13 protein-coding genes are annotated in these 17,559 nt (G+C 37.8%); 3 read left to right on the top strand and 10 right to left on the bottom strand.

Going from position 1 to position 17,559, the window contains the following annotated elements:
* Nucleotide 1 precedes the first annotated feature (1 nt).
* Genes AC6CH7_RS13590 through AC6CH7_RS13600 form a run of 3 tightly spaced genes read left to right on the top strand, consistent with a single transcriptional unit; the run spans nucleotide 2 to nucleotide 1,675 of the window.
* On the top strand, nucleotides 2-631 hold the full coding sequence (locus AC6CH7_RS13590) for an alpha/beta hydrolase (protein WP_498263257.1): 630 nt from the start codon (nucleotides 2-4) through the stop codon (nucleotides 629-631).
* A 25-nt stretch (nucleotides 632-656) separates the two neighbouring features.
* On the top strand, nucleotides 657-1,373 hold the full coding sequence (locus AC6CH7_RS13595; protein ID WP_498263258.1) for a pirin family protein: 717 nt from the start codon (nucleotides 657-659) through the stop codon (nucleotides 1,371-1,373).
* A 2-nt stretch (nucleotides 1,374-1,375) separates the two neighbouring features.
* Nucleotides 1,376-1,675 (top strand): response regulator, encoded by a 300-nt coding sequence (locus tag AC6CH7_RS13600; protein ID WP_498263259.1) that lies wholly within the window; start codon nucleotides 1,376-1,378, stop codon nucleotides 1,673-1,675.
* Nucleotides 1,676-1,714: 39 nt separating this feature from the next.
* On the opposite strand, the gene AC6CH7_RS13605 is transcribed toward AC6CH7_RS13600, so the two are convergent.
* From AC6CH7_RS13605 to AC6CH7_RS13650, 10 genes are all read right to left on the bottom strand, one after another.
* Entirely contained in the window at nucleotides 1,715-2,809 is a 1,095-nt protein-coding gene (locus AC6CH7_RS13605; RefSeq protein ID WP_498263260.1) for a DUF5013 domain-containing protein, read from the bottom strand.
* 98 nt (nucleotides 2,810-2,907) lie between these two features.
* Entirely contained in the window at nucleotides 2,908-4,359 is a 1,452-nt protein-coding gene (locus AC6CH7_RS13610) for a hypothetical protein (RefSeq protein ID WP_498263261.1), read from the bottom strand.
* 72 nt (nucleotides 4,360-4,431) lie between these two features.
* Nucleotides 4,432-6,249 (bottom strand): DUF4983 domain-containing protein, encoded by a 1,818-nt coding sequence (locus AC6CH7_RS13615; protein WP_498263262.1) that lies wholly within the window; start codon nucleotides 6,247-6,249, stop codon nucleotides 4,432-4,434.
* A gap of 54 nt (nucleotides 6,250-6,303) precedes the next feature.
* Complete coding sequence (locus tag AC6CH7_RS13620) at nucleotides 6,304-7,911, bottom strand: DUF5008 domain-containing protein (protein WP_498263263.1); 1,608 nt, start codon at nucleotides 7,909-7,911, stop codon at nucleotides 6,304-6,306.
* Nucleotides 7,912-7,962: 51 nt separating this feature from the next.
* On the bottom strand, nucleotides 7,963-8,739 hold the full coding sequence (locus AC6CH7_RS13625) for a fasciclin domain-containing protein (RefSeq protein ID WP_498263264.1): 777 nt from the start codon (nucleotides 8,737-8,739) through the stop codon (nucleotides 7,963-7,965).
* 21 nt (nucleotides 8,740-8,760) lie between these two features.
* Nucleotides 8,761-10,380 carry a RagB/SusD family nutrient uptake outer membrane protein gene (locus tag AC6CH7_RS13630; protein WP_498263265.1) on the bottom strand — a complete coding sequence of 540 codons (1,620 nt, stop codon included), beginning with the start codon at nucleotides 10,378-10,380 and terminating at the stop codon, nucleotides 8,761-8,763.
* A 24-nt stretch (nucleotides 10,381-10,404) separates the two neighbouring features.
* Entirely contained in the window at nucleotides 10,405-13,623 is a 3,219-nt protein-coding gene (locus AC6CH7_RS13635; protein ID WP_498263266.1) for a SusC/RagA family TonB-linked outer membrane protein, read from the bottom strand.
* Nucleotides 13,624-13,649: 26 nt separating this feature from the next.
* Nucleotides 13,650-14,753, bottom strand: a complete 1,104-nt coding sequence (locus tag AC6CH7_RS13640) for a DUF5007 domain-containing protein (protein WP_498263267.1) — start codon at nucleotides 14,751-14,753, stop codon at nucleotides 13,650-13,652.
* A gap of 31 nt (nucleotides 14,754-14,784) precedes the next feature.
* Nucleotides 14,785-15,990, bottom strand: coding sequence for a hypothetical protein (locus tag AC6CH7_RS13645; protein WP_498263268.1), 1,206 nt, complete (start codon nucleotides 15,988-15,990; stop codon nucleotides 14,785-14,787).
* A 16-nt stretch (nucleotides 15,991-16,006) separates the two neighbouring features.
* Nucleotides 16,007-17,548, bottom strand: a complete 1,542-nt coding sequence (locus AC6CH7_RS13650) for a RagB/SusD family nutrient uptake outer membrane protein (RefSeq protein ID WP_498263269.1) — start codon at nucleotides 17,546-17,548, stop codon at nucleotides 16,007-16,009.
* Between the last annotated feature and the right edge of the window lie 11 nt (nucleotides 17,549-17,559).

The raw sequence follows: 17,559 nt of genomic DNA on the forward strand, positions 1-17,559 counted from the left end.
CATGTACACACACAATAAAAACATTACAACCGCAGGTATTCCTGTTACTGAGGCGAAAAGAGCTATTGTTTTTTTGCATGGCCGTGGATCTACAGCTGAAGATATCATTTCTTTAAACACTCATTTAAAGGTGGATGATGCAGCTTTATTTGCTCCCCAAGCTACCAATAACAGTTGGTATCCGTATAGCTTTATTGCTCCTGTTGAACAAAACCAACCGGCTTTAGATTCTGCACTTACCGTGATTAAAGCGCTTGTCGATGAAATTATCTCTTCAGGAATTCCTCAAGACAAAATTTATTTTGTTGGATTTTCGCAGGGTGCATGTTTAACGCTTGAATATATTACCCGAAATGCTGCCAGATATGGTGGCGCAGTTGCCTTTACCGGCGGATTAATTGGTAAGGAAGTAAACATGAGGAACTATAAAGGCGATTTTCAACAAACGCCTATATTGATAACAACAGGGGATCCTGATCCACATGTTCCGGTAAGGAGAGTTGAGGTAAGCGAGGGTATCATAAAAAAAATGAATGCAAAAATTTCTATGAAGATTTATGCAGGAAGAGTTCACACAATTAGTCAGAAAGAAATCGAATTGGCCAGACAACTCATCTTTGACGAAGTCTGATCAGAATTTGCTTAATAAAATCAAAATGGCACAAACAATATTACATACCGCAGCAACGCGTACACTTGCAGATCATGGCTGGCTTAAAAGCTATCAGACTTTTAGTTTTGGCATGCAGTATAATCCTGAAAGAATCCAATTTGGCGCTTTAAGAGTGCTTAACGACGATTGGGTCAATGGAGGAAACGGATTTGGAGAGCATCCTCATGATAACATGGAGATTATTTCTATTCCTCTTGAGGGAGCCTTACAACACCAGGACAGTCTTGAAAACGTAGCGGTTATTGAAACCGGAGAAATTCAGGTAATGAGTGCCGGTACCGGGATTTACCATAAGGAGTTTAATAAAAACAGAAATGAGCCGGTAAAATTTCTTCAGATCTGGTTGTTTCCAAATCAACGTAATGTAACGCCAAGGTATCATCAGGAAAGGTATGATACTCTGATGAAACCAAATCAACTCACCCAAATCTTATCTCCAGATAAATATGATCAGGGTGTTTGGATCTATCAGGATGCCTGGTTTAATATTGGTAAATTTGATAAAGGGATCAAAACAGATTATCATTTTAAAAACAAAGACAATGGCTTATATGTATTTGTAATTAAGGGCGATGTAAAAATCAACGATCAAATCTTAAACGAACGTGATGGATTTGGCATCTGGGAAACTGAGCACATAACCATTGAAGCAATTAACGATATGGAAGTCCTTTTAATGGAGGTTCCAATGAATTATTAATTATGAAAAAGACCGAGGTTTTGGTGGTTTGTACCCATCAGGAAATTCTAAATACAGTGGTGAGGCTGGTAAATTCCAATACTGAAATGAGTGCAATAGGTGCAAATACACTGGAACAGGCAATCACAACATTTAAATCAGCAAACTTTGATCTGGTTTTGGTGGGAGCAGGACTAGAAAAGGCCGAAGAAATTGAGCTGGAGAATGTGATCAGAAAAGTAAACCGAAAAGTTCCCATTGTATTTCATTACGGTGGCGGAAGCGGTTTGCTGTTTACCGAAATCTATGAAGCTTTAAAATAAAGCAGCAGCTGTAAATGCAGCTGCTGCTTTATTTTTATACTAGTTATCGAGTTTATATAATTTTATATAAGTAAGCTTAAAATTCTGATCATTTTGAATCATCGTCGCAACAAACCCAAAAGTTACATTAGACTCTGTAGGGACAGTAAATCCTGTGGTGAAATTAAGTGGACCATTGCCTGTCGACTTTGTATAACCTAAAACAATTGGATTGTTTTCCACTTTGTCTACATCAGGTATTTCGTTTCCTTTTACAATAACGGTATAAAACTGATCTTTGAGTTGATAATCATGGAAAAAGAGCGTATAAAAATATTCACCTGCAGGAAGCGGAAGTAAAGCCGTTTGTTGAATTTTTCCGTTATTGATGTCAGGTTCTCCGCCCCAAGACTCCATTGACATACTATTTCCTTCCCACTCATCCCAGCCACCCATGCCACCATCACGCTGCCTTACAGCTGCATTCACTCTCCAATCAGCAACGACGCCCCATCTACTACCGAATCTTTCTGAAGCAACAAATTTAGGGCCCACATTAAGTAGATATTTGCTTGTTACATCTATTACTGTACCATTACTTGTCACCAACTTAGAAACGGTAAATTTGGATCCTTTTTCCGTAGTTACGTTTAGCTTGGAGGTGAATAGCTTACCCGCCTCATATCCTTTAATGGGGGCTTCTGCTGTAGAACCTGAGTTATCACCAAAATCCCATTCTAATGATTTAATAACTGACTTAGTAGATTTAACGCTAAATTTAACTTTATTATCTCCTTGGCTTTCCGCAATATAATTCAGAACACTGTCTGGGTTGATCTTAACGAGTATCACTTTTTTTGCAGTTGATCCGTCCTCAGCTATAGCTGTCAGGTTAACTTCAAAGGTACCTGATGTAGGAAATATGTGGCTTGGTGCTACTTCAGTAGAAACACTATCATCTCCAAAGCGCCATTCAACTTTCTTATAATCAGTAGACTTATTCTTAAAGTCGAAGGTAAACGCATCATCCCCTGGAACGACTTCAAAATCAACAAATGGTCTGTCTTGTTCGGCTGGTTCAACTTCTATGTCCTTGTTTTTAGAACAGGAAGTGAAAATAACGATGCTTAATAGCAAAATAAAAAGTTTGTTCATACTATTTAAAGTTTGGTATATTTTTTAAACAACAGCGATGAATGTGAGGTAACCATCGCTGTTGCTGATTCGTTTATTATTATGTATTTACAAAATTATTATTTCTTTCTGGTAAAGATCCATCCTCTTACATCATAGGCTCCATGATCTTCATAGAACTTCATAATATGTCTGCCTTTTTTAAGCTGAACAGTGGAATAGTTTGGTTGTTGATCACCATACGAACCAGGTGTTTTAAGACCGGTAAGTACTGGTGTGATTGCTACACCATCCATGAAAACGCTATACTTTCCATCATCTCCAGGACAACCTAGCAAGGTATTTAGTTCATATTCACCATCAGCCTCTACATTTACGGTATAGGTTAACCACTCACCTGTATTACACCACCCAACTACACTCCGAGGAGTATAATCGCCTACGTCCACATTTTCACCGGCGCGGAAGCTGCTTACCCCATCTTTTCCACTATCATCGTGGTAGGCGACACCTTCGCCACCCTGATCGTATAATGCTGCAGGGATCATATCAGAGACAGCACCAATACCACCTTTAATTACAAAAGGAGCCGTGTATGGTCTGCTGAAGGCAACCGGATCAAAAACCACGACCATTGTAGCTTTGTTTGCATCAAGCTGAAACTTGCTAGGATTTTTCAATCTCAATCCTATAGCTTTCTTGTTGTTAACTCCGCCCATAGCTTCAGATGTTCTAAGCAAAAATGAAGTTTCAATTTTTGCTGCTCCATCAGTAAATCTAACTTTCCCTGTAGGAATGCTAAAATTCGCCCCAGTGTAAAGGACAGTATTTTTCAATGTTCCATTGTTTATCAATTCAGTTGCAACTGCATCATCTCTTACAAAATCAACGGTAAAATCAGGTCCTGCATCTCCGGCAAGCGCTAAGGAAATGGGAATGGTTACATCTTGTGAACCGATTGAAAAATTCTCGGCATTAGGCACTAAATATGGTGTTTTACCCCCTGCTACGAAAGAAATATAATGCACTTTCTCAGCAGCGATTGCCTCGGCAGCATTTATAAGTACTACAACAGCATTTTTTCCTGCATCTACTTTGTTAGCTTTCGATGCATCAGAAATTTTAACAGCTACCGCCATCATCTTATTATGATTTCTTTCTACAAAAGTGCGACTTACCAATAAATCAAAAGTTGTACTGGTAACTCCATAAGGGATATCAACTACAGGTGGGAAATTATACATTTGATCTCCCAGAGGGATGGTACCTGCCGGCAGTACCCCGTCCGTAATTAATTTCGCAAGGGTATCAACATTTCCTGTAACCTGAACATTAAATGCTTTACCAGATGCGCCAGATAGCGTAATTGTCAGGGGAATGGTTAATTTATCATTGTCCAATGAAAAATTATCACCACTGCCTATATCAATTTTATTTTCTAACGACAGCCCTACCGAGCTTGGATTTTCTTTAACCAGTACCTCCGTCAATTTTTCCTTTTCACATGACACAATCAATGTTGTGATAACAACCAAAAGGCATAAATGCATGTGGGTAAATATTCTTTTCATATTTGATATATATAATGATCTGTTTAAATAATCTGCTGGGACGCTGTTAAAAAAGCATCCCAGCAGTTAACGTTAATTTGCTATCCAAACTCTTCCATCTAATCCCCAGGTCTCCTGGCGAGCGATATTAAACCAACTTAAAATTTGAGTTGGCACATCAGAATTTTTAGGAACCAATACACCTAGATTGGTATTGTTAGGCGTACAAATTAAATCTGAATATGTCTCCCAGGTATAAGTACCACTAATTGTAAAAGGGGCAGCAAAAGGTCCTTTGTCTGCAAATTGATTTCCAGACCCTTCATTTAAAGGCCAATATCCGGCAAGCTCATCATAATTCGGATGACTTTCATCCATTGTTGGATCACAGGCAAATTGTTTCACAACATTTTCAGGCAATGCAACCTTCCAAATCTTAAATTCAGCCAGGTTTACATTAATGATACCAAAATCACCGTCCATTTCTCCATCTGCCCAACCTAAACGCAAAGGTGCATTGTTATTAAAATTAGGTTGCCCTCCAAGTTTTACATCAACTGAAACCGGTTTTTCTTTGGTACCATCAGGTCCCTCATAACCATTATTTGCGTCATTGGTTACCCCCTTTACGCCATCGGTATACAATCTCACATATCTATTTCCATCCGCTTTTCTCTCCACTACAAAAGTAAGGTCATGCCAGATATCACCACTAAAATCCAGCCCCCCAATTTCAATACCATTGTTAAATCCTTCTCCACCAGCGGCGAAGAAGCGCCATCCATTCTGGAATAAACAAATGTCCCAACCCGGGTTGCCCGGAGCAGTGTCACCACCCCAGCCGGCTCTGTCTCTTTTTCCTAAAATAGAAGGCCATTGATAATAATAATCTCCTCTTGAAGTATTTCTTGTTTTACCTTTTTTCACCTTAACTGACACTGAAAAATCAGACTCTCCGAAATTAAATTCATTTGATGCACCTGCACTTAGTTTAGCAACTGTTTTATCCGGGTCTCCTTTAAACCTAACTGCATTTCCTGAAAAAGGATTTCCGAGGAATGGTCTGGGAATAAATGTTGGATTGTATTTATTGTTATAAATAATAGTAAAAGTGTTTACATTGGGATTACTAAAAATCGTTTTATCATCTTCAGATGTTGGAAGCGTATACTGTCCTCCTTTATTAGAAGTTACGATAATCAACCAATTTTCATTCTTATAATTCGCTCTTGACTTAATTGCGGCATAGATCTCTCCCACCTGACTGTCAAATTTATTGATAGCTGCTTTATAAGGCGCAAATTTATTGTCGAACCCTGAAGATTTACCTGCCTTTTCAACACCACCAAATTGACCTAAAATAAGTGAAGCAGTATCAGATTTAACAAAATCTACTAATCTTGAGGTTAACGCCTCGTCATTTCCAGCAAACGATTCAGAAACATCAGCTCCGCCGGTTAATTTTGTCTTAAACACATCTGAGGAAGCAAAAGAAGCAATACGCAGGTTTGGCTTAAGAGATTTTATGCGTTCAAATATTACCGGGTAATTGCTTAATCGATTACCTGAGAAGTCTTCAGTAAGGACATTGTGTTTCTCTTTTTTCACCCCGGTTAGCATATCAGACCAGTTGGTTGCGTCAGTATAATTAGTATTATCACTTAAACCGGTCCAGGTGTAAACTGCGCTATCTATCAGGCGACGCAATGTAGTAGTTCCTGCATCCCTTACAGATGCACCACGCGCTCCATCTACAATCAGATAAAGAACTTTAGGCGCCTTATAAGTAACATTAGTATCGTTCGCCGGAGCATCAGGTACTACCGTATCGAAATCCTTGTTACAGGATGTTGCAAACACCAGCAAGCATAGTGTTAGACTAACAAAATATTTGTATGGATGTTTTTTCATATTCTTTGATTTATAATTCATTTGGTTCATGTCTGGATTATATATGTAATATAATCAATTTTCTAGTGTTACCTTAACAAGATTGTTGGTTTCGAGATTATCAAAAAGGAAGAATGAACCACCAATTAATAACGCCCTCTTATTATCAGCAGATTTGGTTTCAAATACTGTATTTATTGAACCCAACAAATTTCCGACGTTATTATATCCTTCAGCTATTTCACCCTTGTCTGTAGTGATCAGGAAACCTTGCCTGTTTACCCCATCATAGGTTTTAAAATATCCTCCTATCAAACATAACCCATCTTTAAGTTGCTTAGTGAAATTAGGATAACCACCCGCAAACTTTTTAGTAACAAAAGACTGATCAACCGAACCATCATAATTCAACATCGCTAAACTTTCCACAGCTACCCCATTGATTTTTTTAAACGTTCCGGTCACCAGGTACTTTTTAGTAGTCTCGTTATAACTTGCATGACTAATGACAAAATCTGCTCCTTCACCTACATTAAATGTCGGATCTATTGTTCCGTCAGCATTTAAACGTACAATGTATCCTGCAGGCTGATCATCAAATTTGGTAAAATTACCACAAACCAAAATCTTTCCGTCCGTATGCAAAATTGTTTTGTTAATATAACCATTTGCTCCAGGCAAACTTTTGCCTTTAGCACCGCCATAGCCAATGCCATTTGGATCAAATCTCCATGTTTTATCTAAAGTACCATTTGTATTCAAACGCATAAGCTGGCGCATATCTACTGTGTCAATTACCGTACTATCTTTTAATTTTCTGGTTGGCTGATCATAACGACGAGATACATAATATTTAAAATTACCCGTAGCAATAAGTTTATTATTAAATGCATACAGTTCGGTAACCGCACCGTCTGTTCCTCCATTAAATTTTGGAACATATATTAACTTTTTGGTATATGTTTCAACAGCTATTGTATCAATAGTTGCCTGACTACTTACTTTGGTTATATTATTGATTCCGCCTCTTTGCGCGTAAGCACTAAAAGCACCACCTAAAAAGTACTCTCCACCTATAATACCCAAACCAAAAAGGCTCCCATTTGCAGCAGGGCCACTTAATAGTGAACGATCCCAAGTACCATCAGGAAGTGTCCTAACGATACGGTTAATTCGCTTCACAATCCCCTTATTATCATAATTGGTAAAACTGCCCAGAAGCAACAAATTACCGCCGGCTAGCTCATAAATCTTATCAACAGCCGCATCTGTTCCTGAGACTACTTTATAGGTAGGATCTTTTTTGATAAAACCGCTAACCGTAAAATTTGGTCCGAAGACCAGCTGTCCGTCAATTACAAAGGCTGTAACTCCAGAACTTGCCCTACCTGGTACTTTTACCTTAATCCCTGTCTCGTTTATCTCCGATATCTCTGCCTTTTCACCATTGAACAAGAACTGAATTTTATCCTTATGAGGAACCAAACCTGTTGCTTTAAGGGTAATCAAAGTTCCTGGTATTCCAACTGCCGGAACAGGTATTTGCTGGCGGTCGATCTTAATTCCCAGCGGGGCAATCCCCCCACTATAAGGATCTTCAAATGAATTCTCCTTTTCTTTACAACCACTAAAAAGCGCTGTAGCAAGGATCATCGATAGACTTATATATTTAAAAAATTTCATATGCTTATCTTAAATTTTTCTGTTAACACTTTAACTACTCTAATCCTCTTACTATCTGCTTAACATTACCTCATTAAAAAACTCAATATTAAATCCAAACAAATTGGCATTAAGGAAAGTTGGCAATTCTCCTATCTTATCTTGAATCGTTATTGCCAATACATGAACCACACCATTACTTGGCTGTATATCTGAGGTGGCTACAGCTGCCGTAATAAGGCTGTTTGGGTCCGAAGGATCAGCTAAATAAGAAAGCGCCAACTGGCGATAGCCTACATACTTAACTCCATTTACGGGATTATATACCACTCCGATGTTTGAAATCTCATTATCATAGGTATAATAGAAAGAGCCAGGAAACAATTCTCTTAAATCAAAATCTATCTGAGGATAATCTTTTAATCTATGTGATCCTTTATAGATATATCTGGTTAAAAACCTTTTCCAGATTTGTGGTTGTATATCAGAAAGCGTCTGAATTGTATCCCTGCCCGTATCAAACAATAGTTGATTTAGCCTCCCTCTTAAATTAGGTAACTCCGTGTTTACCAGCCCTATTGATTGTCTGATCACTTCATCTGTAGGGGCAAAAAAAGTAATATTTTCGTTCTTAAAAACATCCTCCATCCCGGCCAGTTTAACAATCTGAGCAATCGTATCAAACTTATCGTTAGATTCCAGGTACTGCATTATATTCCCGTTAAAAACAGGATCGGCTTTACCCCCGTCATTATAATACTCATCCTTTTTGCAGGAACTTATTACTGTGATCAGCAAAACCGATAGTATTGCTGCAGGTTTAAAGTATCGTTTAATAATATTTTTCATGTAATTATCTATTATTTAAAATTAAAGACCTGTACCTATCCAATAAGTGTTTAAACTCATTTGGGGATTGTTAAACAATGCACTCGGATCAATAGGCCAAGTCCATCCTCCTCTGTTAAACTTATCTGGAGTTAGTGGATTGTCTGTCCACTCCTTACTTAATACTCTTCTTGTTCTAACAAGGTCAAAATAACGACTTCCCTCGCCCATCAACTCTTTAGATCTTTCTAAGAAAATAGCATCTTTTAAAGGTGGATCGGCAGCTCCGGCTTCACCATATCTTTTCGCATTGGCTCTATCTCTAACCTCATTTAAGCAAGCAATAGCTGTTACCTCATCATCTAAATTAGCGGCAGCTTCTGCACGCAATAGAATGGCATCAGCGTAACGCATAATTAAATAGGTATTATCCGGATTTAAATCCAAATTGGGGTTATTGGCATCAGCAAACGTATTTAAAGCAAACTTCCTCAATTGGAAAGTTGATGCATTCTGATCGAATGGGGCAACAAACCAGATCGTTAGTCTCAAATCTGATTCATCAGGATATAACTTTTTCATATACTCTGATGAGAAAACAGAGAAGCTATATCTGTGGCTGTACTCAGGTTGTTTGTACGGAAAGTGAATAAATGCATCTCCAAAAGGTGAATATGCATTGGCCTGTGCAAACGGATCGTCCAAATCCTGGTTGTAATTTAGTGTTCTGAACAACTCGAAAAGGCTCTCTTCAGAACGACCTTTTGCTACTTTAGCCCATTCATTAATAGGAAGCAAACGGAAAGCTTTACTATCCATGATCTCTTTTCCAAGTGCGGCTGTTTCCTGATAGTAAGTATTTTTGTTTGGGATGTCGAATCCAGCATTCCACATATTCATATTCATTAACAAACCTATTGCTGCACCTTTACTCGCCCTAACTCCTTTTTGCGACGGATCAGTAAAAACAGTAGGTAAATCATTTCTAAAGTCCTTTAGATCTGCAATACACTTATTTATAACTGAAACCATATTTTCTCTTGGCAATGGATCTTTTTGAAAAGCTGCGGTATAATAAACTACGTCTCCATATAATCTTACCATTTGAAAATAGCAAAAGCAACGAATAAATTTAGCTTCTGCGATATAGCGTTTAGACTCTTCTGCTGTAAGCGCGGGAATTCCATCTTCAACCTTACTAATTAAAAGATTAGCGGATTGAATAACTCTATAATATTCACCCCACCTGGTTAAATCAGAAAAGTTATAACCTGACCAATCACCACCGCCTAAGGCAACGAGCAGAAGTCTGTCGTTAACAGCTGTTAAAGGGACATTTTGTTTATCAGTACTACCCTGAGGATTTGGGGTCTGCCTTCTGTGCCCTCCGATCAATCCTGATGCTGAACGTCCTAAACCACCTTCCTGGGCAGGAATAACCTCTCCGGAACGAAACTCTCCGGTTGCTCCTGCAAATGAAGTTTTGGTGTACTTATCAAATAACTCACCATACATGTCGTTAATGTTTGCCTCCATGTCCTCCCTGTTCTGGTAAAAATTATTCCCTGTCAATTTATCAATAGGGGTAATATCCAGGAATTTCTTACAGCCATATTGTGAAGCGCTTACAACAATAAATAAGCAAATAATATATTTTTTCATGTCTTATTAGTTTTGTGACTTCAATTAAAATTCTACGTTAAAACCAAGATTATATACACGAGGCACCGGATAACCACCCGAGCCATCTCTACCAATTGCAGTAACGCCCTCTGGATTTGGTCCTGAATAAGCAGAGAACGTAACAATATTACTCGCCGAAAGGAAAGTACGTATGTTAGTTAATCCGATTCTTCTTGCCATTTTCTTTGCGAAAGAATAGGAAACCGTAATCTGGTTAATTTTAAAATAACTTCCTGTCTCCATCCAAAGTGTTTGTGGATACCTGTAATTGTTAACATTTTGCTCATGTGCGTAATCATAAATATTGGCAAATTTCGCGTTGGTATAACCGGGACCGGTCCACATATTTAAGTCATTAACAGGAACTACAGCTAATGGATTTGCTCCAAGAACATTCTCAATATTACCTACCTTACCTAATCCAAAAGGATCTCTTAATAATCTTAACCTGTCAGCCAATGCATTATTCAAAATAGAACGTTTTGCGGTATAGGTAGCGTAAACATTCAATGAAAGCGCCGACCCAGATGGGAAGCTATAGCTTACGGTATTAGACATACCTCCTGTTAATACCGGCTGTGTGTTACCTACAACCTGTAAATCTCTGGAGTCTAAAACATAATCGCCATTGGCGTCAAAGAAACGGGCATCACCACCCTGGAACGAATTTAAAACATTCGATGTATTATTATTTCTATACCTTAATCCGGTAACAGGATCAATAGGCACATCATTTGTAGAATCATATACGCCTTGGTTAACATATAAGAAGTTAGCCAATGAATTTCTACCTACTCTTTTTGCAAGATGCTGTTCATAACCCGAAATAAAATCGAACTCAATAGACTGTCCATTGTATTCAGCAGGAAGCTGAGTTAACACATCATTGTTTATCGCACCGTTTACAGATACTGTCCAGTTAAATTTACTATTTTTTGACAGTGGTCTGCTACTTAAAGATAATTCGTAACCATAGTTGGAAAGTGCAGCATCATTACTGGTATACTTTTCAAAAGCGAGCGTATTTGACAAGAAGCTCGTAAACAACTCATTAGTAACCTTTTTATAATAGGTATCAAAAATAACATCCAACTTTCCATCAAAAAGGCCTAAGTCAAATCCTAAGTTAAACTGGGTTACATTCTTTGGTCTAAGCAATGGGTTAGGTATAAATTCGTAGTCGATACCTACACGTGGGTTGTTATTATAGAATCCTTTAGGACCATATTTTCCGTAGATGTCAACTAAACTGCCAACAGGGAAGATATTTTTACCACCTGTTAATCTGATGTCACCATAACTCAACCACTTAAGATCTTTAAGCCAGTTTTCTTTATTGAAATTCCATTTCAAACCAATTGAAGGGTTTTTAGCATATGGATCTTTATTCCCATTATTCGATGTCCCATCAATACGATAAGTAATATCCAAAATATATTTCTTTTGAAAATCATACGTAAAAGCAGCCGCAAACGAAATCTGATTCTGATCGTAGAAAGTAGTTAAGATACCACCACCACGTGAATAATAACCATCATAACCCAATGGTCCCTGAAACTGATCATTTGGAGACCTTTCTAATCTTGTAGTACTACCTTGTCCTTTTTTAACATACATCTCACTAAAAAGGTTAAAAAACAGGTTGTGCTTCTCGTTAAAAGATTTCACATAGGAAACATTATTCCTGTTATATAATTGCGAGGTGTAACCGTAATAAGAATAAATCTTAGCAAACTGACTGTTGGCAGCAGCAGGTGTAAAAGTATCCTCAGTATCAACATTATAGTCATAACTGGCTGCAGATGTAATATTTAAACCAGGAATTAATTCATAACGCCCCTCAATATAAGTATTCAAATTCTTAGGTCCAGCATCTGTATTTGTCTGCAACGCAGATAACACACTGCTGGTGGCCTGAAAGAAAGATGGGCCAGGCAATAAAGAAGATTTCTGACCATCTGTAGCAACTCCGGTTTGCAATAACCCTACCCCGTTTGCCTTTTTTATCTTACCAACATTTCCTCTAATGGACCCAAAAAAACTAATCCTGGTAGTTGGTTTATAATCCATGTTCATGTTCAGACTATACCTGTCAAAACCAGTATTTTTAATAATCCCTTTATCTGAAAAATAACTCAGATTGGTTTTGTAACTAAACTTAGAATCACCGCCATCCAATTGAATGTTGTGCGTTTGATTATAGGTATTCTGATAAAAAACGCCTTGCCAATCAGTTGAATTGTTGTAGTAAGCATTTAAACTATCTGATAAAAATGGTGTATTTGATATCTTATAAATATCTGAGAACCTACCATATTTATTGATTTGGCCTAATTTTATATCACGTTCATTGGTACCACCTAAAATATTACGAAGTTTAGGAATTGCATTCATATAAAAGTTACCAGTATAACGAATACGGGGAATTTCAGAATTTCCACGCACTGTTTGAATTAAAATTACACCATATGCACCTCTTGAACCATATAAGGCTGTGGCTGTCGCATCTTTTAAAACCTCAATACTGGCAATATCTTCTTGTGGAATTAGAGATATAGGACTCACACCCGGACCTTGCTGCTGGAATCCAAACTCCGATGCTTTATCCGCATCCATAGGAACACCATCTATAACGTATAAAGGAGAAGTCGGCTGAAGGAAAGTCTCGTTACCTGTACCTGTAGTACTTATGGTTGATAAACCACGAATATTAACCGTACCACGTAAACCCGGAGCTCCGGTATTTAACTGGATGTTTAAACCGGCTACTTTACCCTGAAGCAGTTGCTCAACGTTTGACACTGGTACATCCTGTACCTCTTTACCCGAAACTATAAATGAAGATCCTGTAGTTACCTCTCTGGTTCTCTTTTGATAACCACGAATAACTACTTCTTCCATCGTTTTATTATCCTCCTTAATGGACACATTCAATGTTGTTTGTCCTGGATTTAACTTAACTGTTTTAGTACCATAACTGATATATGAAAATACTAAAGATGCCCCATCATCTACCGATACCGAGTAATGGCCTTTAGAATCTGTTTGAGTAAGTACTTTAAGTGGCTTACCACTGGCAACACTAACCCCAACCATTGTATCATTGGTTCCGGCATCTTTTACAGTACCACTAACAATTACCTTCTTTGTTTGTGCCACCAAATCCTTGCATAGAAAAATGCAGCTGAAAAAAATCGATAGCAAAATTATTTGTTTTCTCATTGTATTAATTTTTATCATTAACATTTCTATTCATCTTCAAATTTCGGATTCACTGTTTTAAAGTGAAACACAATCTCCCAGTCGCCTTTTTCATAAATAGCGAAGTCTTGCGAAATCACACCTTGCTCTCTGAGTCCGCCAAATCCTCTGCGGGAGTAAACAAATTCAACGTGTGCTGAAGAACCGCCACCGAAATTCTCAACACCTCCTGAAGTAAAACGAGTTGGGATTCTGGCAACCGGAATAGGATATGCTACTTCGTACTTTACATATTGATCAGTTTGTTCCTTGTTAAAGCCATGAACCAGCAGATCCCATTTTGTTTCGTTGAACTTTGCCGGATTAATTGCAACCGAATCTTTGTCTAAAAATTTAAATCTTAATGAATTCCCGGTACCTCCAGGTACTTTTCTGATATAAGTGTATACAACTCCTTTTAATCCTCCTCCATTCGCCGTCAAATCATCATTGGTTCCCTCACCTTTCATCCCATAAATATTAGGATAAATATGCTCAAGGTTAGTCCCGTTTGGAGTGGTCGTATTTGGCTTGCCATTATATCTATTGAAGTCTGCCTCCGGCCAATATGGCCTTTCTAACCAAGGGATGATAGACAAGTTTTTCATGATCCTGGTACCTCCTGAATTCTTAACTTTCACATCAAAATACCTGATATCCTGAGGAAACATAACTGAATCTCTTGGTTTAAAAATCTTACTAGTTGCTGATTCCCAAACAATTATATCGCCAGATGGTCTTACCTCAACTATCGGGCGCTCCTCAATTTTTCTTTTTGCCTCAATTTCGGCTACGCTCTTTTCCTTTCCGGTATATTCAGAAGTCCATACCAATACCGGCCTTTTTGCCAGCATATCCTCTGCTGATCTTCCATCACCGAACCTTGGATTTATAATTTCAAAGGTCATAGGGAATGATGAATTATCAGGATTAAAAACGCCCTGAAATAAATTTACTCTACCCATGATTGGGGGGAATTCAAGCATTACATACGCCGCTTTCGTACTTAGATAATTTTTCTCATCAGGCAGATCAAATATCTTCCTACATCCCGAAAAAGCAATCATTAAGGTCAAAAACAGAACTACTTTATATTTTAATATGTTGTGCATAACATTTGTCAATTTAAATATGTCTCTCATTTTATTCGTAAACTTTTCTGAAGTTCATTGTCCACTCAGACAACTGGAATAAATCATCCCCAGCGTTCGTCAGGATCACGACACGATAAAACTCATAAGCGACTTCATTTTTAAAATCATAGATTTTAGTCTGGAAGTCAGCCTCAAACTTCATATCCTGTCTGGTATCAAGTATAACCCAATTGCTATTGTCGTGAGAAGCTTCTAATCTCCATGATGTAGGGTTACGAGGATATTGTTGTGAATCATTTGCCGTGGTAAACGTGTAAACATTAGATACCGTTGGTTCAATAGGCGCCCAAACAAAATATATAGGTTTCACTGCCGGGTTTTGATTATTAAAGTGGGTGATAAATTTGGTTAATGAATTACCATCATATATTTTTTCAAATTTCTCTCCAGGGTTTACCGTTCCATCTTTATAATCAGGATTAGTAAATTGTACATATTTAGCTCCGAGCACGGTATTAAACAAGTTGGTCGGCGGTGGGATAAATGTAAGTCGTCTTACAAATTCATCGTAACCAAATACGTGATCAGGCTGCACCAAATGAATTATCCCGTTTTTTGCCTGGATGTTAACTGAACTGGTATATGAAAAAGCCCAGTTCGGTGTAAATACACTTCTTTTGGTATTGGCAAACTCAATAACTTCTGGTCCTCCGTTTTGCATCCCCTGGGCATCAGCATATTGACGTTTCCCATGCATAGGATAATCTCCGCGAATACTAAAAAGCTCACGACCATCGCCAACGGAAAAATCTGTTGATTTAAAAAGTCCCTTTATAATATATCTGGAAACCATAGTATCCAGGTGGGAACTATCATTTTTAATTTTCTCTTCCTCAGAAGGAATAAGAACTTTTCCAGAAGCCAGTTCTGATAAAAATATAGCTCTCTTTCCATTCGCTCTTCTGGCGTCGTTTAAGTTTTTAAGTGCGATCTGGAAACTCGAATTGGAAACTGCAAATAAAGTTATCGCACTATCTCTGAGTGTTCCTTCCATCTTTAGTTTATCGATTACCAATAACAATGAATCGTAAACACCCGGTTTACTTTTTAGGTAATCATAGATATCTAAATTGGTACCCGAATTAATGTTCTGGATATCATGATAGCCTTTTTCTTTTGTACAGCCCATTTGAAATATAATGGCACTAAACAAGAATGCGACTAAATATCTACTATATAAATTTAATTTTTTCATATCTGTTACTGTTTAGTTATTTCCAATAAGAGTTTTGTACCAATTCAGGGTTCTGATCAAGAAGAGACTGTGCTATAGGCCAGTAAATGCCGCCCGAATTGATCAACTGCGTAAATTTAGGATCCCGCTGTACGATTTTGTGATACCTAACTAAATCGTACCATCTATAACCTTCGCCCATAAACTCTTTATTACGCTCATTAAAAATGGCATTGATAAGATTTCCGTTTCGCTCAGCAGAATATGGGACGTAGGTACTAATTACTGCACCTGCGTTATCAACATTATATCTAAATGTGCGGACAATATTAAGTGCGTCAATAGCTCCTTGTCTCTCACCCAAAACCGCAAGCGCCTCTGCCCTTAATAAGGTCACATCTTCCAGCCTTGTAAAAAGTACAGCGCTTGAAAAGATTCTGAAAGTTGGATCACTCGATCCATCTTGCATACATTTTATCTTGCTAAAAATCGGGTACTTACCTAAGAAATTAGTGAAGTAAAGCTGAGAGTGCGTAACACCAGTACTATCAATGTTAAACCTTCCGTCATTAGGCTCTCTAAATATTGATAAAATGGAATCTTTTGGAACAAAAATGTCCGGTAGGTTTTTGTTTACAATTGGTTCAGCTAAAGTTAACGACTCTATGTTCCCAACAAATGTAGCATCCTGATGACCGAAGATAAAACCAAAAGCAAAAAGCTGATTGTTATTTTTATCGTAGAAAATTCCACGACGGTTAGTAAGGTAATCAGTAGTAGAATAACCCATCGCTGCTTTTGGGAAATTATCAAGTACTATTTTGGTATATACCGTTACATCTGCATATTTTCCTTGCCATGCAGCTACCTGAGCCAGAACTGCATAAGCACTTAACTTTCTAACTAATGTTCCATTCCATCTTCCATCTCCTTCATTATAGTATTGACCTGGTTGCTGAATATCATTCATACTATACCTGTATGGTAAAAGCTCAGCTGCAGCAACCATTTCCGCCTGAACAAATTCCAGAATCGCATTACGATCAGCCCTTTTTACATTCTCAAAACTACCATCACGCGAAGAAGTAATAAAAGGTACATCACCCCAAATTCTCACCATATAGAAATAAGCAAATGCACGCAAAAATCTTATTTGCGCCACATCTACAGTCATATTGTTATCTGTATACCTTGCATCTTTTTCTTTAACCTCGTGAATACGCTCAAGGAAAATATTTGCTGCATTTACTATTGCATAGAATCTTCTCCAATTTGAAAGTTCCTCAACAACAGGATAAGAAGCTTTCAGGTCATTTCTTATAATTGCTTTTAAATCCTGGCGAATCGGACTATCAAAGTTGCCCATACGAACATCTCCATATATCCAATGCCCGTTGTTATCTGCTAAGGCTGCCCTGGTTAACCCGTATACTCCAAGTAATTTGGCTCTGGAATCTTCCAGATTATTCCAGGAGTTCTCTTCGTTTACCACACGGGTTGAGTTTATATCTAATGCTTTTTTACAGCCACCTGCTATCAGGGTAAAAAAGATAAGACTCAGCAAAACTATTTTTTTCATTTCGTCTATTT

It is taken from the genome of Pedobacter sp. GQ55 (assembly GCF_059758925.1).